Genomic DNA, 24566 nt, shown 5'->3' on the forward strand with positions numbered 1-24566 from the left:
CGATCCCATATGACCGGCACAGCCGCTCGATGTCGCCGATCGTCCAGTCGCCGGCCGGGTTGCTCCGCATCCGATCGAGGAGATCGTCCGCCAACTCACGCCTCCCCGTCCCCGAACAGCCCGAACTGCGCCGCCTCGCGGCTGGGCTCGGGCATTCCGAGATGCCGGAAGGCGTGCGGCGTCAGGATGCGGCCACGGGGCGTGCGCTGGATGAAGCCCTGCTGGAGGAGGAAGGGCTCGATGATCTCCTCGATCGCATCGCGCGGTTCCGAGAGCGAGGCCGCGATCGTCTCGATCCCGACCGGCCCGCCGCTGAAATTGATCGCGACCGTCGTCAGGTAGCGCCGGTCCATCTGGTCGAGGCCGATGGCGTCGACATCGAGCAGCTGCAGCGCCTTGTCGGCGACCTTGCGCGTCACGATCGCGTCGCCGTCGACGATGGCGAAATCGCGCACCCGTCGCAGCAGCCGCCCGGCAATGCGCGGCGTCCCGCGCGAGCGCTTGGCGATCTCGTTGGCGCCATCGTCCGACATCGGCACCCCGAGCACGCGGGCCCCGCGCGCCACGATGCCCTGCAGCTCCTCGACGGTGTAGAACTGCAGCCGGATCGGGATGCCGAAACGGTCGCGCAGCGGCGTCGTCAGCAGGCCGGCGCGGGTCGTGGCGCCCACCAGGGTGAACTTCGGCAGGTCGATCTTGACCGAGCGGGCGGCCGGCCCCTCGCCGATGATCAGGTCGAGCTGGTAGTCCTCCATCGCCGGATAGAGGATTTCCTCCACCGCCGGGTTGAGCCGGTGGATCTCGTCGATGAAGAGCACGTCGCGCTCTTCGAGATTGGTCAGCTGCGCCGCGAGGTCGCCGGCCTTGGCGATGACCGGCCCCGAGGTCGAGCGGAAATTGACGCCGAGTTCCCGCGCCACGATCTGCGCCAGTGTCGTTTTGCCGAGCCCGGGCGGGCCGACGAAGAGCACATGGTCGAGCGCATCGCCGCGGCTCTTGGCAGCCTCGATGAAGACCTGGAGGTTCGCCCGCGCCGCCGCCTGGCCGGTGAAATCCGACAGCGACAGCGGCCGCAACGAGGATTCGGCGTCGTCGTCGCGCTTCTCGGCGGAGAGCAGGCCGGGGCGTTTGGTGTCGCTCACTTCGCCAGCTCCCGCAGGCCGAGCTTGATCAGCTGCGCCGTCCCCGCCCCTTCGCCCGCCTCACGCGCGGCGGCCGCGACAGCCGCCACGGCCTGCGCCTGCGGATAGCCGAGATTGCTCAGCGCCGAGACGGCGTCCGCCACCGGCTGCGGCAGTTTCCTATCGGCGAGCGCGCCGGCGAGTTGCGCGACGCCCGGGTCGACATGGCCGAAGGCCGGCGCCTTGTCCTTCAGCTCGGCGCAGAGGCGCTGCGCCAGCTTGGGCCCGACGCCCGGCGCGCGCGCCACCGCGGCCTTGTCGCCGGTCGCGATCGCAGTCGCCAGCGCACCGGGCTCGAAGGTCGAGAGGATGGCGAGCGCGACCTTGGCGCCGACGCCCTGGACCACCTGCATCAGCCGGAACCAGTCCCGCTCATTGTCGGAGAGGAAGCCGTAGAGCCGGATCGCATCCTCGCGCACATGCGTCTCGATCGAGAGCACCGCCGCCTCGCCAGGCTTCGCCAGCCGCTGCAGCGTCCGCGACGAGCACTGCACGACATAGCCGACGCCCTGCACGTCGAGGATGACGTGGTCCTCGCCATAGGAATCGACGATGCCCTTGAGCTTCCCGATCATCGTCTCGCCCCGCCTTCCGCGCCAGCTCCGCTCTCGGACCCACCAGCCCTCATCCTGAGGAGCCGCGAAGCGGCGTCTCGAAGGATGCTCCAGTGCGCACTGAAACATCCTTCGAGACGCGGGCTGCGCCCGCTCCTCAGGATGAGGGCTGTGGGTGAAATGATCGACTGTGTCATCACCCCGCCCGCATCTGCGCGACCAGCGCGCGCATGCCGCGATGCTGGGCGTGGCAGATCGCCACCGCCAGCGCATCGGCCGCATCGGCCGAGCGCGTCTCCGCCTTGGGCAGCAGCACGCGGATCATCATCTGGACCTGTTTCTTGTCCGCATGGCCGACGCCGACCACCGTCTTCTTGACGAGATTGGCGGCATACTCCGCCACATCGAGGCCCGCCAGCGCCGGCACCACCAGCGCGACGCCACGCGCCTGGCCGAGCTTCAACGCCGATTGCGGATCGCGGTTGACGAACGTCTCCTCGACCGCGACCTCGTCGGGCGCATGGGCGTGCACGACGCGGCTGAGCCCGTCATGAAGCTGGCGCAGCCGCTCCGCCAGCGAAAGACCGGCCTCGCTCTCGACGCAGCCGCAGGCGACGAAGCCGATCTTGCTCCCCTCCGAGACGATGACGCCCCAGCCCGTCTTCCGGAGGCCGGGGTCGATGCCGAGAATGCGAATCGGTGGGTTCATGTCGCTGATAGCCTAGACCTTGGACACGCTTTGTTCCATGCGGCGTCCTAAGGATTCCTTCCTCGCGTCCCCGTCGATGAGCGGCGTGCATCGGTCGCATCACGCGGACGGGGGTTGTCGCGGGCGTCGCTTGGCTGTTGGTGCGAGGCATCACTCCTCGCAAAGCCCTGCGCTCTCCCCCGGACGGCATGACCGATCTCCTCGCCTTCCTGTTTCCCGCCGTCTCGCCGAGCGGGCTTGTCGTCCTCATCCTGGCGACGCTGCTCGGCGGGCTCGTGCGCGGCTTCACCGGCTTCGGCTTCGCCATGGTGTTCATGCCGCTGGCCTCGATGGTGATCGGCCCGGTCGCGGCGCTCGGGCTGATCTGGTGCATCGACGCGCCCTTTGCCCTGCCGATCGCGCTGCGCAACGCCCGGCAGGCGGAATGGCGCGAGGTGGCGCCGCTGCTGCTGACCGCGACGCTGGCTCTGCCCGCCGGCATCTGGCTCCTGATCTGGCTCGACCGCGAGACGATGCGCTGGATCCTCGCCGGGCTGATCTTCGCCGCGGTCGCGCTGATGGCCTCGGGCTGGCGCTATCACGGCCGGCCGGGCGTGCCGCTCTCGCTCGGCGTCGGCGTTCTCTCGGGGCTGTTCAACGGCATGGCCTCGATCGGCGGGATGCCGCTCGCCGTGTTCTGGCTCGGCGCCCAGCGCAACGATCGCCACAAGACCCGCGCCAATCTGCAGACCTTCTTTGGCTGCTCGACGCTGATCAGCGGCACGGTGCTGTGGTGGAAGGGCATCCTGACGCTGCCCGCCCTGCTGATGGCGCTGCCGCTCTTCGCCGCCTATGGCGCCGGCATGTGGGCCGGCACGCATGGCTTCCGCCTCGCGAACGAGGGAACCTTCCGCCGCATCGCCTATGCGGTGATCTTCCTCAGCGCGCTGGTCAGCCTGCCGCTGTGGGACGGGTTCGTGGGGCGGTAGGAGGCACCTCACCCGTCATTGCGAGTGCAGCGAAGCAATCCAGGGGCAACACGCAATCCGTCTGGATTGCTTCGCTGCGCTCGCAATGACGGGTGAGGCGCAATCCTCAGCCCAGCTTCGCCATCACCTCGTCGGAGATCTCGTAGTTGGCGAAGACGTTCTGGACGTCGTCGTCATTGTCGAGCGCTTCCATCAGCCGCATCATCGACGCGGCCTTCTCCTCGTCGAGCGGGGCCGAGGTCGTCGGCCGCCAGACCGGCTTGGCTGAGGCCGGCGCGCCGAGCGCCGCTTCCAGCGCCTTCGAGACCTCGTTCAGCGCATCGAAGGCGCACAGGATGGTGTGGCCGGTCTCGTCGGAGATGACGTCGTCGGCCCCGGCCTCGATCGCCGCTTCCATCAGCTTGTCGGCGTCGCCGGCTGCGAGCGGATAGGCGATCTCGCCGACGCGGTTGAACATGAACGAGACCGAGTTGCTCTCGCCCATCGCCCCGCCCGCCTTGGTGAAGTAGGAGCGCACGGCCGATGCGGTGCGGTTGCGGTTGTCGGTCAGCGCCTCGACGATGACGGCCGCCCCGCCCGGCCCGTAGCCCTCGTAACGGACCTCGTCATAGTTATCGCCCTCGCCGCCGGCGGCCTTGTTGATGGCGCGCTGAATGTTGTCCTTGGGCATGTTCTCGGCGCGTGCGGCGAGCACCGCCATACGCAGGCGCGGGTTCATCGCCGGGTCGGGCATGCCCATCTTGGCGGCGACGGTGATCTCGCGCCCGAGCTTCGAGAACAGCTTGGCCCGCACGGCATCCTGCTTGCCCTTGCGATGCATGATGTTCTTGAACTGGGAATGACCGGCCATGGAACCCGAACCTCTGCTGCCTTCTCGTGTTTTCGGCGCCGCCGGCGGGGCCTCGAGCGTCCCCGGCGGGCAGACCGGCCTTATAGGCGCCGCCTTCGCCGCCGCGCAAGCGAGGCCGTCCGCGGTTCGTCCGGAATGCAAGGGGATTTGCAGGACCACAGCAACCCGACGTTAAGTCATGGCGCGCCATAACGGGGGTCGCGGCGAACCCGCTTCGGTTCGCCCCCAGCCTGTTCTTCGGACACCGATGACCACCGATTCCAGCAAGCTCGTCGCAGAGCAGGAGGCGCGGTTTCGCGCCTTCCAGATCGACGAGGCGGACATCGCCGCCTTGCGCCCTTACGGCGACATGGCCCGTTCCCGGTTGCCGGCCCTGCTGGACGACATGCAGGGCGCGCTCGCGCCCTGGCCCGAGACCGCCCGCGCCTTCGAGAATCCCGAGGTCAGGACGCTGCGGCTCGCGCATTGGACGCGGCTCGCCTCCGGCCAGCTCCGGGACGGCTTTCTCGAATCGGCCCATCGTCTCGCCTCCGCCTTCCATCGGCTCGAGGTGCCGGCCTACGGCATCGCCATCGACCACGCGCTGGTGACCCACCGCATCGGCACCGAGCTCGGGCTCGACCGGCTGGCGCTGCAGGCGCTCGGCTGGTGGAAGAGCAAGGAGCGCAACCGGCGCATCGCCGCCCGCTCGGCCCTCAACAAGAGTGCCGCGCTCGATCTCGAACTGCTGCTGGAGACCTATGCCCGCATCCAGCGCGAGGCGCATGAGCTGACCCGCACCGAGATCGACGGCTTCCAGGCCAGGGTCCGCCGGGTCGTCGACACCGTCAGCAGCGGCGCCCGCCGGGTCGAGACCCTGGCGGCGACGATGAACGCCATCGTCAAGGACACCGGCGCGCAGGCCATCATCGCGGCGCGGGCCTCCGACGACGCCTCGGACAACGTCCAGAGCGTCGCCAGCGCGACCGGCGAGCTGACCGTCTCGCTCGACCATGTCGCCCTCGAGGTCCAGCAGGCCGCCAGCATGGCCCACAGCGCCAATGCGGCGGCGCTCAAGACGGACGTCATCGTCAAGAGCCTCGCGACCTCGGCGCAGACCATCGGCTCCATCGTCGAGATGATCCGCGACATCGCGGCGCAGACCAATCTGCTCGCCCTCAACGCCACGATCGAGGCCGCGCGCGCCGGCGAGGCCGGCCGCGGCTTTGCCGTGGTGGCGACCGAGGTCAAGCAATTGTCCGCCCGTACGGCGCAGGCCACCGACGAGATCGCGGCCCAGGTGCCCGCCATGCAGGCGGCGACGCATGAGGCGGTGCAGGCGATCGGCAGCATCGTCGCCTTCGTGCGCCAGATGCACGACACCACCGCCACCGTGGCCGGCGCGCTCGAGCAGCAGCGCTGCGCCACGCAGGAGATCGCCCGCAGCGTCGACCTCGCGGCGGTGGGGACGCAGGAGGTCGCGCAGACGGTCTGCGGCGTCAGCGAACTGGCCGCGGCGGCCGGCGGCAGCGTCGGCGAAGTGCTCGGTCTCGCCGGCACGCTGGCCGAGGAGGCCGCGTCGCTCGCGGCCGCCTTCGAGAGCCTGGTGCAGCGCGCCAACGCCGCCTGAGGCGGCGGCGGACGAGAGGCCTCAGGCCTCGTCCCAGGGCGGCGCCGACGGCGCCAGATGCGGCCCGATCCGGACCGGAAACACCGCCCTGGCGAGCCCCGTTGCATCGTCGATCTCGACCGCGATGCCCGACAGCGTCCCCACCCCGCCGGCTGCCTCCAGCCGGGCGCCCGGCGTCTTCTGCAGGAAGCGCCGGATCGGCTCGTCCTTCTGCATGCCGAGCACGGAATCATAGTCGCCGCACATGCCGGCATCGGAGAGATAGGCCGTGCCGCCCGGCAGGATGCGCGCATCGGCGGTGGGCACATGGGTGTGCGTGCCGACCACGAGGCTCGCGCGTCCGTCGAGGAAATAGCCCGCCGCCTGCTTCTCGCTGGTCGCTTCCGCGTGAAAGTCGACGATCACCGCATCGGCGACCTCGCCCAGCGGGCAGGCGGACAACTCCCGCTCGAGCGCCTGGAAGGGGTCGTCGAGCGCCTCCATGTAGATGCGGCCCATGACGTTGACGACGAGCACCCGCGCGCCGTTGCGCGCCTCGATCACCGCCGCCCCGCGCCCGGGCGTGCCCTTGGGATAATTGGCCGGCCGCACCAGCCGGTCCTGCCGCTCGATGAAGACGAGCGCCTCGCGCTGATCCCAGGAATGGTTGCCGAGCGTCACCGCATCGGCACCCGCCGCCAGCAGCTCGTCGCAGATCGCCTCGGTGATGCCGAAGCCGCCGGCGGCGTTCTCGCCATTGATGACGACGCAGTCGAGCTTCCACTGCTCGCGCAGCCGCGGCAGGCGCTCCTGCACCGCGACCCGCCCGGGGCGGCCGACGACATCACCGAGGAAGAGAAAACGCATGGGAAGGGTCCGAAGGCGGAAGACGCTCCTCCGTCGCGCGAAAGCGGGCGGGAATCAACCGGCGCCGTCGCCTGACGGACCCCGGTTCACCCGCAGCGGATGGTTTCGCGCTCGGTGACGATCCAGTCGAGGCGCCGGTCATGCGGCTCCTCGGGCACAGCGTCGATTTCCTGCGCGGCATAGGCGATGCCGATGCTGGTGACGGGACCGAGCTCGGCGAGTTTCGCATCGTAATGGCCCTTGCCGTAGCCGATGCGGTAGCCGCGTCGGTCGAAGGCCGCGAGCGGCACGATCAGGATGGCGGGCACGCTCTCGGGCTGGGCCGGGTCCGGCACCAGCGTACCGAAGCCGCCGGGCACGATCGGCTCATAGGGCGCCCAGCGCCGGAAGATCATCCGCTTGGCGACGATGGCGGGCAGGCAGAGCGGCAGGCCTTGGGCCTGCAGGGCTTCCAGGACCGGCCGCGGATCGGACTCGGATCGCATCGGCCAATAGGCGGAGACGGGGCCGGCAGCCGCCTCGAACACCGGCAGCGCCAGGGCGCGCTCGGTGATCGCCTCGTCCCAGATCAGACGATCGTCGATCTCGAGCGCGTCGCGCCGGGCCAGCGCCTGTGCGCGCAGCGCCGCCTTGCGGAGCGCGGGGTCGTCGGGGGAAGGCCTGTCGGACATGGGAAAGTGCGGAGCCACCTCGGCCGTGGAGTTTCGATCCCGGGACACCTACAAAGTAGGTGGGCGCCGTGTGCTCGGGTCCAGGGACCCAAGCAGGGACAGCTCCCTAGGGAGTCGTATGGGCCCGGAAATACATACTCTCACGCACCAGACAGCCCCGCCACACCTATGTAGGCAAGACGCCGGCAAAGCGCCAGTGGCCGCGCGACGATAACCCTACCCCACGGCACTCGGGATCAGGCTGCGGGCGATGCCCTCGATCCGCTCGGCGGCGCTCACCAGCGCCTCGGCCGCCCGGTCCTCGACCTCGCCGAGGCGCCGGTCGGCCGCTCCCGCATCGCCCTGCAGCGCCGAAAGCTCGGCTTCCAGCCGCTCCACGCGCCGCTGCAGCTCGGAGGCTTCGTCGGCCACCATCAGCGCCGCCATCACGTGCAGGCGCATGTCGCCGATCTCCCCGAAGGCCTGGCGCATCTCCTGGATCTTGCCGTCATAGACGCGGGCGAGCCCCTCCAGATGCGGCTCCTCGCCCTCCCCGCAGGCCATGCGGTAGGCCTTGCCGGCGATGGTGACGTTGACTTGCGGCATGGCGCTCTCCGCTCAATGCTCCCGGGCGAGGCTGGCCGTGGCCGGCTCGCCTTCGTCCTCCTCGCCGTCTTCGCTGCCCGGAACCGATACGGGCCCCGGCCCGGCCTCGGCCTCCGCCCGCGCGATCACGGCGCCGATGACGGTCATGGCGCGCTCGAGACGCTGATCGACATCGGCGGCGGCGGTCTCGACATCGCCGAGACGCGCGGTGGCGCCGTCGAGCTCGGCCGCCAGCCGCGCCCGGTCGTCCTGCATCAGCGCGAGCTCGGTCTCCAGATTGGCCCGGCCGCGCTCCGCCTCGACCCGTCGCCGCGCCGCGGCCTCGAGTTGGGCCAGCGCCCCGTCGAGGCGCGCCAGAGCATTGTCCAGCATCAGGCTCGCCATTTTCGCTCCCCCTTCAGATCGAAGCCGGCTCACACGATTCGGGACCCTAGACCAACTCGCCGAAAAACGTGAATCGCACCGGCCCGATATCCCCACCGATGCCAAGGGCTTGGGCCGCATTGTTCGTTCGCGCTTGCAGCGTGGGCCCGCTGCGGCGCAGCGAAACCAGTCGATCGTCCACCCGGTCGAATTGACTCCCACCGAGCCCGCGGCCTAATCCGCTCCACCAGTCGAAACGACAGAGCGATCGCAAATCGGACCGTCCCGGCCTGCCGCATGCGCAGGATTTGGCCGCGGCCTCGTCCCCCCGCCAGACGGAGCCAGAAATCACCATGACCACGATCGACCGTGCGCGGCACGACAAGCTCGCCAATGCCATCCGCGGCCTCGCCATGGACGGCGTCGAGAAGGCCAAATCCGGCCATCCCGGCCTGCCGATGGGCGCCGCCGACGTCGCCACCGTGCTCTTCACCCGCGTGATGAAGTATGACGCGGCCGATCCGCGCTGGCCCGACCGCGACCGTTTCGTGCTCTCGGCCGGCCACGGCTCGATGCTGCTCTATGCGCTGCTCTATCTCACCGGCACGCCGGGGATGGAGCTCGACGATCTCAAGAAGTTCCGCCAGCTCGAATCGAAGACCCCGGGTCACCCCGAGAACTTCATGACGCTCGGCGTCGAGACGACGACCGGCCCGCTCGGCCAGGGCCTCGCAACCGCCGTCGGCATGGCGATGGCCGAGCGCATGCTCGCCGCCGAGTTCGGCAGGAAGGTCGTCGATCACCACACCTATGTGCTCGCCTCCGACGGCGACCTGATGGAGGGCATCAGCCACGAGGCGATCGCGCTGGCCGGCCACCAGAAGCTCAACAAGCTGATCGTGCTGTGGGACGACAACGGCATCTCGATCGACGGGCCGCTCTCGATCACCGACAATGTCGACCAGGTCGCGCGCTTCAAGGCCTGCGGCTGGCGCGCCGAGCGGGTCGACGGCCATGATCCCGACGCGATCGAGGCCGCGATCCGTCGCGCCCAGAAGTCCGGCAAGCCGACGATGATCGCCTGCAAGACGGTGATCGGCTTCGGCGCGCCCAAGAAGGCGGGCACCTCCAAGGCCCATGGCGAGCCGCTCGGTGCCGAGGAACTCGCCGCCGCCAAGACGAACCTCGGCATCACCGGCAGCGCCTTCGAGGTCGCGGCCGACGTGCTGAAGGCCTGGCGCGAGGCCGGCAAGGCCGGCGCCAACGAGCATGCCAACTGGCGCAGCCGCTTCGGCCTGCTCTCCGAGCGCAAGCGCGCCGAGTTCGAGCGCCGCCTCGCCCATGGCGTGCCGGTCAGGCTCGGCAAGGCGATCCTGGCCCACAAGAAAGCCCTCATCGCCGCGCCGCAGACCGTGGCCACCCGCAAGGCCTCGGAGCTGGCGCTGGAGGCCATCACCCCGGTGATGCCGGAGCTGGTGATGGGCTCGGCCGACCTCACGCCCTCGAACAACACCCGCACCAAGGCGGCGCAGGACTTCACGCCCAAGACCCCCAAGGGCCGCTATGTCCGCTATGGCATCCGCGAGCACGGCATGGCCGCCGCGATGAACGGCATCACCCTGCATGGCGGCTTCCGCACCGGCGGCGGCACCTTCCTGGTCTTCGCCGATTATGCCCGCCCCTCGATGCGCCTCGCTGCGCTGATGGGTCTGCCGGTCGTCTACGTCATGACCCATGACTCGATCGGGCTGGGCGAGGACGGGCCGACCCACCAGCCGGTCGAGCAGATCGCCTCGCTGCGCTGCATGCCGAACATGCATGTCTTCCGCCCCGCGGACGCGATCGAGACGGCGGAAGCCTGGCAGTTCGCGCTCGAGAACACCAAGGGCCCGACGGTGCTGGCCCTCTCGCGCCAGAACCTGCCGCAGCTGCGCACCGACGCCACCGCCACAAATCGGTCGGCCAAGGGCGGCTACGAGCTGCTGGCGGCCGAGGGCGGCAAGGCCCAGGTCTCGCTCTTCGCCTCGGGCTCCGAGGTCGAGCTCGCCGTCGCGGCCCGCAAGCTCCTGGCCGAGAAGGGCGTGCGCGCCCGTGTCGTCTCGGTCCCGTCGCTCGAGTTGCTGCTGGCGCAGGACGAGGCCACCCAAGCCGCGATCATCGGCTCCGCCCCGATCAAGATCGCCGTCGAAGCAGGCGTTCGCTTCGGCTGGGATGCCATCATCGGCCATGACGGCACCTTCGTCGGCATGTCCTCCTTCGGCGCGAGCGGCCCCTACAAGGAGGTCTACCAGCATTTCGGCATCACGCCGGAGGCGGTCGTCGACGCCGCGATGAAGCGGCACAACGGCTGAGGCCGGCGACAACGGAGAGAAAGCGGGTGTGGGCCCGGCTTTCTCTCACGCAAACACTTGCTTTCGGTCACGCTTTGGCCGAATTGCCCGCGTGAATGGCGCGCAAGCGCCGGAGTTCGGCGAAGGAGAGGTTCGAGATGACGGTCAAGGTGGCGATCAACGGCTTCGGCCGCATCGGGCGCAACGTGCTGCGTGCGATCATCGAGTCGAAGCGCAAGGACATCGAGGTCGTCGCGATCAACGATCTCGGCCCGGTCGAGACGAACGCCCATCTCTTCCGCTTCGACAGCGTCCATGGCCGCTTCCCCGGCACGGTGACCGTCTCCGGCGACACGATCGACGTCGGCCGCGGCCCGATCAAGGTCACCGCCGTGCGCGACCCCAAGGATCTGCCGCACAAGGCGCTGGGCGTCGACATCGCGCTGGAATGCACGGGCATCTTCACCACCAAGGAAAAGGCCTCGGCCCATCTCGCCGCCGGCGCCAAGCGCGTTCTGGTCTCGGCGCCCTGCGACGGCGCCGACCTGACGGTCGTCTTCGGCGTCAACAACGGCCAGCTCACCAGCGACCATGTCGTCGTCTCGAATGCGTCCTGCACCACGAACTGCCTCGCGCCGGTCGTGCGCGTGCTCCATGACGCGGTGGGCATCGACAAGGGCTTCATGACCACCGTCCACGCCTATACCGGCGACCAGCCGACGCTGGACACGATGCACAAGGACCTCTACCGCGGCCGCGCCGCCGCGCTCTCGATGATCCCGACCTCGACCGGCGCCGCCAAGGCGATCGGCCTCGTCATCCCCGAGCTGAAGGGCCGTCTCGACGGCTCCTCCGTGCGCGTGCCGACGCCCAACGTCTCGATGGTGGACTTCAAGTTCCTCGCCAAGCGCAAGACCACCGTCGAGAAGATCAACGACGCGATCCTCAAGGCGAGCAAGCGCGGCCCGCTCAAGGGCATCCTCGCCGTCACCGACCAGCCCAACGTCTCGATCGACTTCAACCACGACCCAGCCTCGTCGACCTTCGCGCTCGACCAGACCAAGGTCATGGATGACAAGTTCGTCAGCATCGTCGCCTGGTACGACAACGAATGGGGCTTCTCGAACCGCATGAGCGACACCGCCGTCGCCATGGGCAAGCTGCTCTGATCGCACGCCCTTCCGAGGCCGCGCCGCACCGGCGCGGCCTCGCTCCTGTCTCGAATCGAACGGAACGACCATGGCCAAGATCGAGCCGACCGTCGCATCGCCTGCCGACACCGCGATGCCGACGACCGTCACCGCCGCAGCGGGCTATGGGACACCGGCGATCGTCGGCGGCACCGAGGCCGCCCCGATGACGGAGCCGCGCCAGCTCGACCAGCTCTCCCGCATCGAGGAGAAGGCGGCCCGCATCGAGGAGAAGTTCGCCCGCTACGAGGCCGTGCTGACCCGCGCCGAGGCCTCGCTCGAGCGCAGCGCCCACAAGGTCGACGCCGCCGCCGGCACGATGGATTTCGCCGCCATCCGCGGCGAGATCGCCGCGCTGCGCGACCGCGTCGATGCGACGCCGCGTGCCGCCACGCTCTTCACCACGGCCATCGTCACCGCGATCCTCACCGTCGTCCTGACCATTCTCGTGCTGCGCTTCGGCGTGCCCGGCCTGATGCCCAAGCTGCTGCCATGAGCGCTGCCGTGACCGCCTTCAAGACCCTCGACGACGCCGACCTCGCCGGCCAGCGCGCGCTGGTGCGCGTCGACCTCAACGTCCCGATGGAGGACGGCAAGGTCACCGACACCACCCGCATCGACCGCATCCTGCCGACCATCCGCGAGATGTCGCAGAAGGGCGCCAAGGTCATTCTGCTCGCCCATTTCGGCCGCCCCAAGGGGCCGGATGCCAAGAACAGCCTGAAACAGGTCGTACCGGCGCTGGCCCATGCGCTGGGGTCCCCCGTGACCTTCGTGGACGACTGCATCGGCGACGACGTCGCAAAGGCTCTCGCGGCCGCGAAGAACGGCGATGTCCTGCTGCTGGAGAACACCCGGTTCCACGCCGGCGACGAAAAGAACGACCCCGCTTTCGTCAGGGCACTCGCCGCCAACGGCGATCTCTATGTCAATGATGCCTTCTCGGCCGCGCACCGCGCCCACGCCTCGACGGAAGGGCTCGCCCATGTCCTGCCGGCCTATGCCGGCCGCACCATGCAGGCGGAGCTGGAGGCGCTCTCCGCCGGCCTCGACAACCCCGCCCGCCCGGTCATGGCGATCGTCGGCGGCGCCAAGGTCTCGACCAAGCTCGACCTGCTCGGCAATCTCGTGAAGAAGGTCGATGTCCTCGCCATCGGCGGCGGCATGGCCAACACCTTCCTCGCCGCCCGCGGCATCGATGTCGGCAAGTCGCTCTGCGAGCATGACCTCGTCGCCACCGCCCGCGAGATCGAGCACAAGGCGAAAGCCGCCGGCTGCGAGATCCTGCTGCCGGTCGATGCGCTGGTCGCGCGCGAGTTCAAGGCCAACCCCGGCCACCGCGTCGTGCCGGTCGGCGAGGTCGCGGCCGATGAGATGATCCTCGACGCAGGCCCGATGAGCGTCGCCGCAGTCGTGCTCAAGCTCGACACGGTCAGGACGCTGGTCTGGAACGGCCCCTTCGGCGCCTTCGAGCTGCCGCCCTTCGATACCGCGACCGTCACCGTCGCCAGGGCCGCTGCCGCGCGCGTCAAGGCGGGCAAGCTCGTCGCGGTCGCCGGCGGCGGCGACACCGTCTCGGCGATGAACCATGCCGGTGTGGCGGACGACCTGACTTACGTCTCCACCGCCGGCGGCGCTTTCCTGGAGTGGATGGAAGGCAAGCCTCTGCCGGGCGTCGAGGCGCTGCGGACAGGCTGAACGGCCCTGCCGTTTGCAGCAGGGCTTGTTTATGCTATGTTCTCGTCGCTTTTCGGAGAGAGCGGCGATGAGCGAGAACGTTCAGACAGCGATGTTTGAGATCCTCAAGAGGATTCAGGCCGAATTGTCGTCATTTCGAGCTGAAGTGAACGCTCGTTTCGAAGCCTCCGAAAAGCGCTTCGACGAGATCGGCGACCTCGTACGCAAACAGCGCCGCGACACCGCCGGCCTTCTGGTGATGGCCAAGGCCACGACCGGGCAGTTCGCCGAGGACCTCGCCGCCGTCGAGGAGCGTGTGCGCGTGCTGGAAGCCCGCGGCCGCTGATCTTAAGCGCTTCGCCCGCTTTCGCTTTACCTTTGTCGCAGTTGGCTTTTAAACGCTCCCCATATCCATTGCCTCAAGGGGAGTGCCAACGTGGCCCGTATCACGCTTCGCCAACTGCTCGACCATGCCGCCGAGAACGACTACGGCGTGCCCGCCTTCAACATCAACAACATGGAGCAGGCGCTGGCGATCATGGCGGCCGCGGACGCCACCGACGCGCCCGTCATCATCCAGGCCTCGCGCGGCGCCCGCAGCTACGCCAACGACATCATGCTCAAGCACATGATGGACGCGGTCACCGAGATCTACCCGCACATCCCCGTCTGCGTGCATCTCGACCACGGCAATGAGCCGGCCACCTGCATGACCGCGATACAGGCCGGCTTCACCTCGGTGATGATGGACGGCTCGCTCAAGGCCGACGGCAAGACCCCCGGCGACTGGGACTACAATGTCGGCGTCACCCGGACCGTCACCGAGATGGCCCATCTCGGCGGCATCTCCGTCGAGGGCGAGCTCGGCGTGCTCGGCTCGCTGGAATCCGGCGAGGGCGAGAAGGAGGACGGCCACGGCTTCGAGGGCAAGCTCTCCCATGACCAGCTCCTCACCAACCCGGAAGAGGCCGTGAAGTTCGTCGCCGAGACCAAGGTCGATGCGCTCGCCATCGCCATGGGCACCTCGCACGGCGCCTACAAGTTCACCCGCAAGCCCGACGGCGCGATCCTGGCGATGAACGTCATCGAGGAGATCCACAAGAAGCTGCCGAGCATGCACCTCGTCATGCATGGCTCGTCCAGCGTGCCGCAGGACCTCCAGGACATCATCAACCAGTATGGCGGCAAGATGCCCCAGACCTGGGGCGTGCCGGTCGAGGAGATCCAGCGCGGCATCAAGCATGGCGTCCGCAAGATCAACATCGACACCGACAACCGCATGGCGATGACCGGCCAGATCCGGAAGATCCTCTCCGAGCATCCCGGCGAGTTCGACCCGCGCAAATACCTGAAGCCCGCCATGGAGGCGATGACCAAGCTCTGCAAGCAGCGCCTGCAGGAGTTCAACACCGCCGGCCAGGCCAGCAAGATCAAGCGCGTGCTCACCACCGCCGACATGGCCAAGCGCTACGCCAAGGGCGAGCTCGATCCCACCTTCGGCAAGGCGGGCTGAGTTCAATACCTCAAGGAAAGGTGCGGGAACCCCTCTCCTGTAAGGAGAGGGGCAGGGGAGAGGTGCTGGCCCCTGAACCAGTTGAGCGCGCAGCCTTCAGAAGAGCGCTGTTAGGTCACGGCCGCAGCGTCAAATGCCGACCCCTGACCCTGCCCTCTCCCTACGGGAGAGGGTTCCCCGCGCTCGATCGTCCAGGGCAGCGTAGAGCAACGTCAGCTCAAACCCCGATCTTGCCGCCACCCTTCTTGGTGATCGCCACCACCGACGGCCGCACCGGCATGTCCGGCTTGAAGTCCGGCCAGCGGGTCGAGAGATCTTCGTAATAGGAACGGCGGCCGAAGGCCGGCCAGTCCGGACCGTCGTCGCCGGGGTGCTGCACAGCCACAAAAGCGGTGGTGTCGTCGGGCGTGAAGCAGGGGCCGCAGAGCTCGGCGCCGTGCGGCACGCGGTAGAACAGCTTCGAGGTCCGGCGCGCGCCGCCATCGGTGTCGACCGCCCAGAGCCCGTCGGTGCGCCCTGTGACGTCGGGCCCGTTTCCGTCGGTTCCGACCCAGAGCCGCCCGGCGGAATCGACCACAGCATTGTCGGGCATCCCGAACCAGCCGCTCCTGGTCGTATCGGTCGAGAAGGTCGCGCCGACGGCCGCCACGGACGGATCGCCGCATTTCAGCAGGATTTCCCAGCGGCCCGTGGGAGCGGCGTGGTCGCCATCCGCCTCGATGATCTCGATGATATGCCCGAAGGCGTTCTTGGCGCGCGGATTCGCGCCGTCGACCTGCGCCTCGGTGCGGCGCGTGTTATTGGTCAGCATGACATAGACCTTGCCCGTCACCGGGTTAGGCGTGATGTCCTCGGGTCGGTCCATCTTGGTGGCGCCGAGCAGGTCGCCGGCGCGGCGGGATTCGATCAGCACGTCGGCCTGGCTCTGGAAGCCGTTGGCCGCCGTCAGTGGCCCTTGCCCGAACACGAGCGGCAGCCACGCCACCGTGCCGTCCGCCGCGAATTTGGCGACGTACAGCGTGCCGGAATCGAGCAGGTCCATGTTGGCGGCGCGGTTGGCGGCGTCGAAGCGGCCCGCCGTGACGAATTTGTAGACGTAGTCGAAGCGCTCGTCGTCGCCGAGATAGGCGACGACGCGGCCGTCTTTCGCCACGATCATGTCGGCGCCCTCATGCTTGAAGCGGCCGAGCGCCGTGCGCTTCTTCGGCACGGAGGTCGGATCGAACGGGTCGACCTCGATCACCCAGCCGAAGCGGTTCGCCTCGTTGGGCTCCTTCGCCAGGTCGAAGCGCTCCTCGAAGCGGCCCCAGGCGTAAGGCGAGGACGGGATCGCCAGGCGCTTGTAGTTGACCTCCTCGCGATGGCCCTCCGGCAGCTTGCCGGAGAAATAGCCGTGGAAGTTCTCCTCGCCCGAGACGAAGGTGCCCCAGGGCGTCATCGCGCCGGCGCAGTTGTTGAGGGTGCCCAGCACCTTGCGGCCCGTGGCATCCGCCCCGGTCTTCACCCGGTCGGTTCCCGCGACGGGGCCCGAGAGCTGCATCTCGGTGGCGGCGGTGATCCGCCGGTTGAGCTTGGAATCCGTCACCAGCGCCCATTGTCCATCGGTGCGGCGGATCTCCGCAACGGTGGCGCCATGCGCCATCGCCTCGATGCGGTAGCGCTCGGGCGTCGCGCTCTTCAGGACCGGCTTGCCGTCCTTCATCTCGACGACGCCGGGGAACATCAGATGCGGGTTGGTGTATTCGTGATTGACGAAGAGCACGCCATGGGCGGACGGGTTGGCCGCGCCGGGCATCGGCAGATAGCCAACGAAGTCGTTGTTGTAGCCGAACTGCTGTCCCTGAGCCTCCGGCGTCTGTTTCGCCGGGTCGAAGGCGGGCGCGCCAGCCGTGATCGGGTCGCCCCAGCGCAGCAGGACCTGCGCGTCATAGCCCTCGGCGACGTGATGGTCGGCATCGACGCCGGCCTCGACCTCCTTGAAGGCGAAGGCCGAGCCGCCGGCCTGGGCTCTCGCCGCATCGGCAGTGGCCAGCGCCACCGTGCCGACGGTCGCGGAGATCGCGGACACCGCCAGCGCCCCCTTCAGCAGCCCGCGGCGCGAGAAGCGGGCAGAGATCAGCTCGCCCATCGTGGCGTTGTCGCTGAGGTTCTGAGGCTCGGCATCCTCATGCTCGAGCAGGCTGGCGCCGAAGGTCGATTCGTAGGGCGTTTCGTCGGTCATGGCTGTTGTCCTGGCGAAGGATCAGATTGGCATTGGACGAACTCCAGCGATAGACTGTCGCCGTGACGCGGCGGTGACGGCAGCCTTCCGGCAACGCACGCCGGACATGCCCATCGCCCGCGCAGCCCCTTCCGGTCGAAGGCTCTTTCTGGTTGAAGGAGCGCCCTTCCGCCGCGCAGGACCCGCATGTCCCTCGTCTTCTCAGCCTTCGTCGCGGTCTTCGTCGGCTTCACCGCCTCGGTCGCAGTCGTGCTGGCGGCGGCGGAGTCGCTCGGCGCGACGCCCGCCCAGACCGTGTCCTGGGTCGCGGGGCTCGCGCTCGCTAAGGGCGCCGCCAGCCTGTGGCTGTCCTGGCGCCACCGCCTGCCGATCATCTGCGCCTGGTCGACGCCGGGCGCCGCGCTCATCGCCGCCAGCAGCGGGCTCGACATGGCCGCCGCCGTCGGCGCCTTCCTCCTCGCGGCCGTGCTGATGATGCTGACCGCCGCCTTCCGACCGCTCGGCGCGCTGATCGAGAAGATCCCGATGCCGATCGCCGCCGCCATGCTCGCGGGCGTGATCTTCCGCTTCGTCGTCGCGGTCTTCGACGAGATGCGGGTCTCGCCCGGCCTCGTCCTGCCGCTGCTGGCGGTCTTCCTGCTGGCGCGGCTGGTCAATCCCTTCCTCGGGGTCATCGCCGCGCTCGCGGCCGGCATCGTCCTCAGCTTCGCCGGCGGGCTGGCGGCATGGCCGGCGGGCGGGCTTGCCCTCTCCGGCCTCGAATTCGTCACACCGCGCTTCGATACCGCCGCCATGCTCGGCATCGGCATCCCGCTCTATCTCGTCACCATGGCGGCGCAGAACCTGCCCGGCTTCGCCGTTCTGCGCGCCGCCGGCTACCAGCCCCCCGTTCCCGCCTGCCTCTTCGCCACGGGCCTGGCCTCCGCCCTCACCGCCCCCTTCGGCGCCCATATGGTCAACATGGCCGCGATATCAGCCTCGATCTGCACCGGGCCCGACACCCATCCCGATCCCGCGCAACGCTGGAAGGCCGGGATCGTCTACGGCCTCGCCTGGCTCTCCATCACCGCGACCGCGGGGCTGCTGCTCGCCCTCATCCTCGCCATGCCCAAGGCGCTGATCGTCGCGGTCGCCGGCCTCGGCCTCGTCGGCTCGCTGACCGGCGCCCTGACGCAGGCGACCTCCTCCGACGGGCATCGCTTCGCCGCGGTCGTCACCTTCGCTGTCGCGGCCTCGAGCCTGACTCTGTTCGGCGTCGGCTCGGCCTTCTGGAGCCTCGTTGCCGGCCTTGGAGTCTTGACATTGGACGCCATCGCGGGCCGTTTGCGCGCAAGATCATGACCACGACCTCTCCCCCCACCCGCCTGATGCTCGTCACCCCGCTCGTGGCGGATGCCGACGCGATGGCCTTCAGGCTCATGCAGGCCCAGGCCGGCGGCGACCTCGCGGCCGTGCTGCTTCGACTCGCGCCCGGCGACGAGCGCAGCCGCATCGAGCGCGTGAAACGCCTCTCAGGCCCGGTCCAGGCCGCCAATGTCGCGCTCGTCGTCGAGGACAGCGCCCTCGTCGCGACGCGCGGCGGAGCCGATGGCGTCCACCTGACCGGCGGGCCGGATGCGATCGCCGAGGCGCGCTCCAGCCTCAAGGGCGAGCGCATCATCGGCGCCGGCGGCCTGCGCGCCCGCCACGACGCCATGGATGTCGGCGAGGCCGGCGTCGACTACGTTCTCTTCGGCGAGCCCCGCCCGGACGGCTCGATGCCGCCGCTGCCGGCCGTGATCGAGCGCGCCGGCTGGTGGGCCGAGATCTTCCAGACGCCCTGCGTCGCCTATGCGCCCGACGCCGACTCGGTCGCCGCGCTCGCCGAGACGGGGGCGGAATTCATCGCGCTGGGCGACTGGGCCTTCGCGGAGGGCAGCGACATCCGCGCCATCGTCGGCGAGGCCAACGAGGCCATCGCCGCCTGCGCTCTCCGCAGGGCCGCGGTGCGATGAGGCGCTGCCGCCGGGCCCTCGCCGGCCTGTTGCTGGCCGGCCTGCCGCTCGCAGCCCCCGTGGCGGCGGCCGAGCGCGACGTCGCCTATGCCGCCTACCAGACCGGGCATTACCGCCGCGCCCTCTCCGAATCGCTGAAGCGCATCGAGGCCGACAGCAAGGATGCCGCCGCGATGACGCTGGTCGGCGAGATCTACCGCCAGGGCCTCGGCGTCCGGCCGGACCAGACGGTGGCGACCGAATGGTACGAGCGCGCCGCCGAGCGCGGCGACATCAACGCCGCCTATGCGCTCGCCATCGCCCTGCTCGACACGACCGGCCCGCGGCGCGATCCGGACCGCGCCGCCGTCCTGATGCGCCGCGCGGCCGAGGCCGGGCACCCGGCCGCGAACTACAACCTCGCCCTCGCCTGGCTCGCCACCGGCCAGCCCGATGACGAGGCCCGTGCGATCAAGAGCCTCGAGATCGCGGCCAAGGGCGGCATTCCGGACGCGCTGCATGCGCTGGCGACCCTGGCGCGGCAGGGCCGCGGCATGCCCCGCAGCGACGAACAGGCCGCGCGCTGGATGGCCCAGGCCGCCGCCGCCGGCCACCTGCCCGCCGAGATCGAATACGCGATCATGCTGTTCAACGGCACCGGCGTCGCCCGCGACGAAACCGCCGCCGCCAAGCTCTTCCTGCGCGCCGCCGGCAAGGGCAACCCGATCGCGCAGAACCGGATCGCGCGGCTCTACCAGAGCGGGCGGGGCATTCCCCCGGACTCGATCGAGGCCGCCGCCTGGCATCTCGCAGCCCGGGCGCGCGGCCTCGACGATCCCGCGCTGGCCCAGCTGTTCGACCGGCTCAACCCCGAGCAGCAGGGGCGCGCCGCCCGCCTCGCCGCCGACCGGATCGAGGGCGCGGCCTTGACGTCGCCCTGACAGGCGAGCAAGGGACGGACGAGTTTTCTCAAGCCCTCCCCCCGAGCGCGCCCCGCGCCTCGGACCCCGGGCCCGCTGTCTGAACCGGATGCTCGCCTGCCGAGATCCGCCTGCTGCGCCGAAACGGCGCGAACGAGGTTACCGATGATCCGCTCACCCCTGATGACCGTGATGACCGACGCCGTGATGAAGGCGTCCCGCTCCCTCAAGCGCGATTTCGGCGAGGTCGAGAACCTGCAGGTGCTGGCCAAGGGCCCGGGCGACTTCGTCTCCAAGGCCGACACCAAGGCCGAGGAGATCATCCGCGCCTCGCTGGAGAAGGCCCGCCCCGGCTACGGCTTCGTCATGGAGGAGGCCGGCAGCGTCGCCGGCACCGACGAGAGCAACCGCTGGCACATCGACCCGCTCGACGGCACCCACAACTTCCTGCGCGGCATCCCGCACTGGAACATCTCGGTGGCGCTGGAGCGCGACAACCAGTTCGTCGCGGGCGTGATCTACGACGCCGCCAAGGACGAGCTCTTCATCGCCGAGAAGGGCAAGGGCGCCTATGTCAACAACCGCCGCATGCGCGTCTCGGGCCGTCGCGAGCCGACCGAGATGCTCGTCGGCATGGGCGTGCCCCATATCGGCAAGGGCGGCCACCCGCTCTTCCTGCGCGAGCTCGGCGCGGTGATGACCCGCTTCTCCAATGTCCGTCGCATGGGCTGCGCGGCGCTCGACATCGCCTATGTCGCGGCCGGCCGCTTCGACGCCTGGTGGGAGCGCGACCTCAACACCTGGGACTTCGCGGCCGGCGCCGTGATGATCCGCGAGGCGGGCGGCACCTTCGGCACGCTCGACGGCAAGCAGCCCACCATGGCGCGCGACATCATCTGCGGCAACGAGATCGGCGAGCAGGCCCTGCGCGCGGCGCTCAAGGCGGCCTGAACCGCGCAGCCTCGCGGCAACAGCCCAGGCTTTGGTCATATGTCCTTGATCTTTCGCGCTTGATCATCGCGGCACGGGAAGCGACAGTCCCTCCCGTCACGGTGGCGAACGGAAGATTAAGCATGGCGACTGAGGATCTGGCAGCCGAACGGGACGTCGCCGCGCCCCCGCGGGACGAGACGCGCTTCTCGCGGCCGTTGCGCTATGTCGTCCGCGCCCTCGTCTTTCTCGCCCTGATCGGATTCCTCGGCTTCATCCTGCAGGCCGGGCTCGTCACCGCCTTCATGACCAATCCGGGCCTGAACGGCCTGATCCTCGGCGCGCTCTTCGTCGGCGTGCTGATCGCGCTGCGCGAGCTCTGGCGCCTCCACTCCGAGGCCCGCGCCGCCACCCGCCTCGCGGCCGACCCCGGTGCGGCGCAGATCCGCCGCGGCCAGGTCATCGCGCCGCTCGGCCCCGTCCTGCCCGCGCTCGACAGCCGCAGCCTCGCGCCCGCCCAGGCGGCGACCGTGCTCGAATCGGTCGCGGTGCGGCTCGACGACGGCCGCGAGGTGCTGCGCTATCTCGCCGGCCTGCTCGTCTTCCTCGGCCTGCTCGGCACCTTCTGGGGCCTGCTCGACACGGTGTCCTCGGTCGGCAACGTCATCAAGAGCCTGCGCACCGGCGCCGAGGCCGGCGTGCTGTTCGACGAGCTCAAGGCCGGCCTCGCCGCGCCGCTGGCGGGCATGGGCCTGTCCTTCTCCTCCTCGCTCTTCGGCATCGCCGGCTCGCTGATCCTCGGCTTCCTCGAGCTGCAGGTGGCCCAGGCGCAGAGGCGCTTCCGCAACGAGATGGAAAGCTGGCTCGGCACCCGCACCGGCAGCGCGAGCCTGCCGGGCCTCCAGCCGCTGGCCGGCGATCCGCTCGGTGACCGGCTCGACCGGCTCGGCGCCGCCATGGCCGAGAGCGGCGCCAACAACCGCGCCGCGACGCAGGCACTCGCCAGTCTGGCCGAGGGCATCCAGGGTCTCGTGCAGCACATGCGCTCCGAGCAGCAGCTGATCCGCGACTGGGTCGAGGCCCAGGCCGCCCGCGAGAAGGACATGAAGCGCCTGCTCGAACGCCTCACCGCCGACAATGTGATGGAGCCCTGACGGCGATGGCGCTCTCCCGCTCCCACCGCCGCGACGAGGTCAATTTCTGGCCGGGCTTCGTCGATGCGCTCTCGACGATGCTGATCGGCATCGTCTTCCTGCTCTCCGTCTTCGTGCTCGGGCAGTTCTTCCTCTCGCAGGAGCTGACCGGCAAGGACACCGCGCTCGACCGGCTCAACCGCCAGATCTCGGAACTGACCGACCTGCTGGCGCTGGAGCGTTCCTCCAACCGCCAGGCGCAGGAGAACCTGCAGCTGCTGCAGTCGTCGCTGACCCGCGAGCAGAGCGAGCGCGGCCGCATCCAGGACCTGCTGAATGCCCAGCCCGGCAACCAGGCCGCCCAGCTGGGCGAGGCGCAGAAGGCGCTGGAGGCCGAGAAGCAGCTCTCCGCCCGCGCCCAGGCCACCGTCGAGCTGGTCAACCAGCAGATCCAGGCCATGCGCCGCCAGCTCGCCGCGCTGGAGGAGGCGCTCGGCGCCTCCGAGGCGAAGGACAAGGAAGCCCAGGCCCGCATCTCCGAGCTCGGCTCGCGGCTCAATGTCGCGCTGGCCCAGCGCGTCCAGGAGCTGGCGCGCTACCGCTCCGACTTCTTCGGCCGCCTGCGCCAGGTGCTCGGCACGCGGCCCGACATCCGCGTCGTCGGCGACCGCTTCGTCTTCCAGTCCGAGGTGTTCTTCGACGCCGGCCAGGCCGTGCTCAAGCCCGAAGGCCGCGGCGAACTCGACAAGCTCGGCGCGATCATCGCCGATCTCGGCCGCGAAATGCCGCCGGACCTGCCCTGGATCCTGCGCGTCGACGGGCACACCGACAACCGGCCGATCCGCTCGCCGCAATTCCCCTCGAACTGGCACCTCTCGGCGGCCCGCGCCATCGCGGTCGTCGAGTATCTCGTCACCAAGGGGATTTCGGCCGACCGCATCGCCGCCACCGGCTTCGGCGAGTTCCAGCCGCTCGACGTCGCCAACACCGACGACGCCTGGCGCCGCAACCGCCGCATCGAATTCAAGATCACCGAGCGGTGAGGCGGGTGTCTCACAGGCAAACGACGGCCAGGGGGCTCGCCATCCTGCTCGCACTTGCTGCGGCCGCCGCCCCCGCCCTGGCCGAGCCGCGCCGCTCCGCGGTCGAGGACTGCGCCGCCTGCCATGGCCTGGACGGCATCGCGCGCGACACCGAGGTGCCCCATCTCGCCGGCCAGAACGAGCGCTATCTGTTCAACCAGATGATGGCCTTCCGGACCGGCAAGCGCGTCCACAAGGAGATGCGCTACATGGCCCGCCACATGAGCGTCGAGGAGATCGCGGCGCTCGCCGCCTATTACGCGGCGCTGCCGCCGCGCTGAGCGGAGCCTGGATCGTCAGGACTCGTCCGCGCTCATGGCAACGAGCCAGTCGCGCAGCACCAGCGCCTCGGGCGACAACCCTTGCGCTTCGAGCAGCCAGTATTGCTTGTCGGTATCGGAAGGCTGATCGAACAGGCAGATCAGCCGGCCGCTCTCGATCTCCGGGCCAATCAGCGCCGTCGGACACAGCCCGACGCCCTGCCCGGCCAGCACTGCGCCGACCAAGAGATTGAAATCGGCGAAGATCGGACCGGCTTCCGGCCCGGCACTGACTCCGGCACCCGTGAACCAGCGCGACCAGGCTGCCGTCGTCTCGTCATGCAGAAGCTCCGCGCCGAGAAGCGATGGCGGCGTTGCAAACGGCCCGTGACGGTCCCGATAATCGGGTGAACAGGTCGGGCGCGTGGCGGCGTTGATGATCGGCAAGGCCGGTCGATTCGGCCTGACACCATGCTGGATCAGCAGATCCGCACCGGCCTCCTCGGGCGTCTTCGCATCGAGCGCGTAGAGAATGGCCAGGCGGATCTCCGGATGAGCCGCGCGAAACAGGGTGAGCCGCGGGATCAACCAGCGCGTCGTCACCGAAGCCAGACAGGCCAGTGCGACCGGCCTCGTGCGTGTCCCCGCCACAAGCCGTTCGGCGGCCAGCGCGATATGGCCGAGGCCATGGGAGACGGCCGTTCCGAACTCCCGCCCGGCGGCTGTCAGCGTGACGCCGCGCGCGTGGCGCAGGAAGAGCGCCGTGCCCAGCCAGGTCTCCAGCCCGCGGACATGCTGGCTCACCGCCGCGGCCGTGATCCTCATCTCGGCGGCGGCGGCGGAAAAGCTCTCATGGCGCGCTGCGGCCTCGAAAGCGCGCAAGCCGTTTGCGGGCGGGTATCTCATGGCGAAAGACTAAGTCAGGCTTAGTCTCAGAGCAATAAATGCCATGTTGCGGGCGATGCAGCATCGTGAAATTGAGGCCTCATCGCCGATCTGGA

25 protein-coding genes and 1 other RNA gene are annotated in these 24566 nt (G+C 69.4%); 15 read left to right on the forward strand and 11 right to left on the reverse strand.

All coding sequences use genetic code 11. The features are described 5' to 3' along the window. Nucleotides 1–95: 95 nt before the first annotated feature. The 3 genes from ruvB to ruvC form a co-directional block, all read right to left on the reverse strand. Entirely contained in the window at nt 96–1142 is a 1047-nt protein-coding gene (gene ruvB, locus BSY19_RS24025; protein ID WP_069056363.1) for a Holliday junction branch migration DNA helicase RuvB, read from the reverse strand. Next, the gene (gene ruvA / locus BSY19_RS24030; RefSeq protein ID WP_069056364.1) at nt 1139–1756 is read right to left on the reverse strand and encodes a Holliday junction branch migration protein RuvA; all 618 of its coding nucleotides are present in this window, start codon (nt 1754–1756) and stop codon (nt 1139–1141) included. Before ruvA ends, ruvB begins: the two co-directional genes overlap by 4 nt. Before the next feature lie 175 nt (nt 1757–1931). Continuing rightward, complete coding sequence (gene ruvC / locus BSY19_RS24035; protein ID WP_069056365.1) at nt 1932–2444, reverse strand: crossover junction endodeoxyribonuclease RuvC; 513 nt, start codon at nt 2442–2444, stop codon at nt 1932–1934. A gap of 188 nt (nt 2445–2632) precedes the next feature. On the opposite strand from ruvC, the gene BSY19_RS24040 reads away from it, so the two are divergent. Then, a complete protein-coding gene (locus BSY19_RS24040; RefSeq protein WP_069056366.1) occupies nt 2633–3412 on the forward strand; it encodes a sulfite exporter TauE/SafE family protein in 780 nt (259 codons plus the stop codon). 106 nt (nt 3413–3518) lie between these two features. Here the strand turns inward: BSY19_RS24040 and BSY19_RS24045 are convergent, their stop codons facing one another. Then, nucleotides 3519–4262 carry a YebC/PmpR family DNA-binding transcriptional regulator gene (locus BSY19_RS24045; RefSeq protein ID WP_069056367.1) on the reverse strand — a complete coding sequence of 248 codons (744 nt, stop codon included), beginning with the start codon at nt 4260–4262 and terminating at the stop codon, nt 3519–3521. A 247-nt stretch (nt 4263–4509) separates the two neighbouring features. Between BSY19_RS24045 and BSY19_RS24050 the strand changes: the two genes are divergently transcribed. Next, nucleotides 4510–5871: a globin-coupled sensor protein gene (locus tag BSY19_RS24050; protein ID WP_069056368.1), complete on the forward strand. Its 1362-nt coding sequence runs from the start codon at nt 4510–4512 to the stop codon at nt 5869–5871. Nucleotides 5872–5892: 21 nt separating this feature from the next. On the opposite strand, the gene BSY19_RS24055 is transcribed toward BSY19_RS24050, so the two are convergent. From BSY19_RS24055 to BSY19_RS24075, 5 genes are all read right to left on the reverse strand, one after another. Continuing rightward, nucleotides 5893–6717 (reverse strand): TIGR00282 family metallophosphoesterase, encoded by an 825-nt coding sequence (locus tag BSY19_RS24055; protein WP_069056369.1) that lies wholly within the window; start codon nt 6715–6717, stop codon nt 5893–5895. An 86-nt stretch (nt 6718–6803) separates the two neighbouring features. Beyond that, on the reverse strand, nt 6804–7388 hold the full coding sequence (locus BSY19_RS24060; RefSeq protein ID WP_069056370.1) for a 5-formyltetrahydrofolate cyclo-ligase: 585 nt from the start codon (nt 7386–7388) through the stop codon (nt 6804–6806). Between the two features lie 7 nt (nt 7389–7395). Next, nucleotides 7396–7549, reverse strand: a non-coding RNA gene (ssrS, locus tag BSY19_RS24065) — 6S RNA. A 55-nt stretch (nt 7550–7604) separates the two neighbouring features. Further along, nucleotides 7605–7973, reverse strand: a complete 369-nt coding sequence (locus BSY19_RS24070; protein WP_069056371.1) for a cell division protein ZapA — start codon at nt 7971–7973, stop codon at nt 7605–7607. A gap of 12 nt (nt 7974–7985) precedes the next feature. Further along, a complete protein-coding gene (locus tag BSY19_RS24075; protein WP_069056372.1) occupies nt 7986–8357 on the reverse strand; it encodes a DUF4164 domain-containing protein in 372 nt (123 codons plus the stop codon). Nucleotides 8358–8689: 332 nt separating this feature from the next. On the opposite strand from BSY19_RS24075, the gene tkt reads away from it, so the two are divergent. The 6 genes from tkt to fba all read left to right on the forward strand — a co-directional run bounded on the left by tkt (nt 8690) and on the right by fba (nt 15046). After that, nucleotides 8690–10687, forward strand: a complete 1998-nt coding sequence (gene tkt / locus BSY19_RS24080; RefSeq protein ID WP_069056373.1) for a transketolase — start codon at nt 8690–8692, stop codon at nt 10685–10687. A 137-nt stretch (nt 10688–10824) separates the two neighbouring features. Further along, the gene (gene gap / locus BSY19_RS24085; RefSeq protein ID WP_069057356.1) at nt 10825–11835 is read left to right on the forward strand and encodes a type I glyceraldehyde-3-phosphate dehydrogenase; all 1011 of its coding nucleotides are present in this window, start codon (nt 10825–10827) and stop codon (nt 11833–11835) included. Between the two features lie 70 nt (nt 11836–11905). Continuing rightward, complete coding sequence (locus tag BSY19_RS24090; RefSeq protein WP_083247807.1) at nt 11906–12352, forward strand: hypothetical protein; 447 nt, start codon at nt 11906–11908, stop codon at nt 12350–12352. Continuing rightward, nucleotides 12349–13554: a phosphoglycerate kinase gene (locus tag BSY19_RS24095; protein ID WP_069056374.1), complete on the forward strand. Its 1206-nt coding sequence runs from the start codon at nt 12349–12351 to the stop codon at nt 13552–13554. Before BSY19_RS24090 ends, BSY19_RS24095 begins: the two co-directional genes overlap by 4 nt. A gap of 67 nt (nt 13555–13621) precedes the next feature. Beyond that, a complete protein-coding gene (locus tag BSY19_RS24100; protein WP_069056375.1) occupies nt 13622–13879 on the forward strand; it encodes a hypothetical protein in 258 nt (85 codons plus the stop codon). A gap of 90 nt (nt 13880–13969) precedes the next feature. Then, the gene (gene fba / locus BSY19_RS24105) at nt 13970–15046 is read left to right on the forward strand and encodes a class II fructose-bisphosphate aldolase (protein ID WP_069056376.1); all 1077 of its coding nucleotides are present in this window, start codon (nt 13970–13972) and stop codon (nt 15044–15046) included. Nucleotides 15047–15263: 217 nt separating this feature from the next. On the opposite strand, the gene BSY19_RS24110 is transcribed toward fba, so the two are convergent. Further along, nucleotides 15264–17267 carry a PhoX family protein gene (locus BSY19_RS24110; protein WP_069056377.1) on the reverse strand — a complete coding sequence of 668 codons (2004 nt, stop codon included), beginning with the start codon at nt 17265–17267 and terminating at the stop codon, nt 15264–15266. 186 nt (nt 17268–17453) lie between these two features. Between BSY19_RS24110 and BSY19_RS24115 the strand changes: the two genes are divergently transcribed. From BSY19_RS24115 to BSY19_RS24145, 7 genes are all read left to right on the forward strand, one after another. Further along, entirely contained in the window at nt 17454–18608 is a 1155-nt protein-coding gene (locus BSY19_RS24115) for a benzoate/H(+) symporter BenE family transporter (RefSeq protein WP_069056378.1), read from the forward strand. Next, nucleotides 18605–19261 (forward strand): thiamine phosphate synthase, encoded by a 657-nt coding sequence (locus BSY19_RS24120; protein WP_069056379.1) that lies wholly within the window; start codon nt 18605–18607, stop codon nt 19259–19261. The genes BSY19_RS24115 and BSY19_RS24120 overlap by 4 nt, the downstream gene beginning before the upstream one ends. Then, on the forward strand, nt 19258–20181 hold the full coding sequence (locus BSY19_RS24125) for a tetratricopeptide repeat protein (RefSeq protein WP_069056380.1): 924 nt from the start codon (nt 19258–19260) through the stop codon (nt 20179–20181). The genes BSY19_RS24120 and BSY19_RS24125 overlap by 4 nt, the downstream gene beginning before the upstream one ends. 144 nt (nt 20182–20325) lie before the next feature. Then, complete coding sequence (locus BSY19_RS24130; protein ID WP_069056381.1) at nt 20326–21111, forward strand: inositol monophosphatase family protein; 786 nt, start codon at nt 20326–20328, stop codon at nt 21109–21111. A 122-nt stretch (nt 21112–21233) separates the two neighbouring features. Further along, a complete protein-coding gene (locus tag BSY19_RS24135; RefSeq protein WP_236840443.1) occupies nt 21234–22244 on the forward strand; it encodes a flagellar motor protein MotA in 1011 nt (336 codons plus the stop codon). A 5-nt stretch (nt 22245–22249) separates the two neighbouring features. Beyond that, on the forward strand, nt 22250–23266 hold the full coding sequence (locus tag BSY19_RS24140; RefSeq protein WP_069056382.1) for a peptidoglycan -binding protein: 1017 nt from the start codon (nt 22250–22252) through the stop codon (nt 23264–23266). A gap of 5 nt (nt 23267–23271) precedes the next feature. Continuing rightward, a complete protein-coding gene (locus BSY19_RS24145) occupies nt 23272–23586 on the forward strand; it encodes a c-type cytochrome (RefSeq protein ID WP_069056383.1) in 315 nt (104 codons plus the stop codon). A 15-nt stretch (nt 23587–23601) separates the two neighbouring features. On the opposite strand, the gene BSY19_RS24150 is transcribed toward BSY19_RS24145, so the two are convergent. Continuing rightward, nucleotides 23602–24471 (reverse strand): LysR family transcriptional regulator, encoded by an 870-nt coding sequence (locus tag BSY19_RS24150; RefSeq protein WP_069056384.1) that lies wholly within the window; start codon nt 24469–24471, stop codon nt 23602–23604. Nucleotides 24472–24566: the final 95 nt, after the last annotated feature.

Source organism: Bosea sp. RAC05 (assembly GCF_001713455.1).
Classification (GTDB): Bacteria; Pseudomonadota; Alphaproteobacteria; order Rhizobiales; family Beijerinckiaceae; genus Allobosea.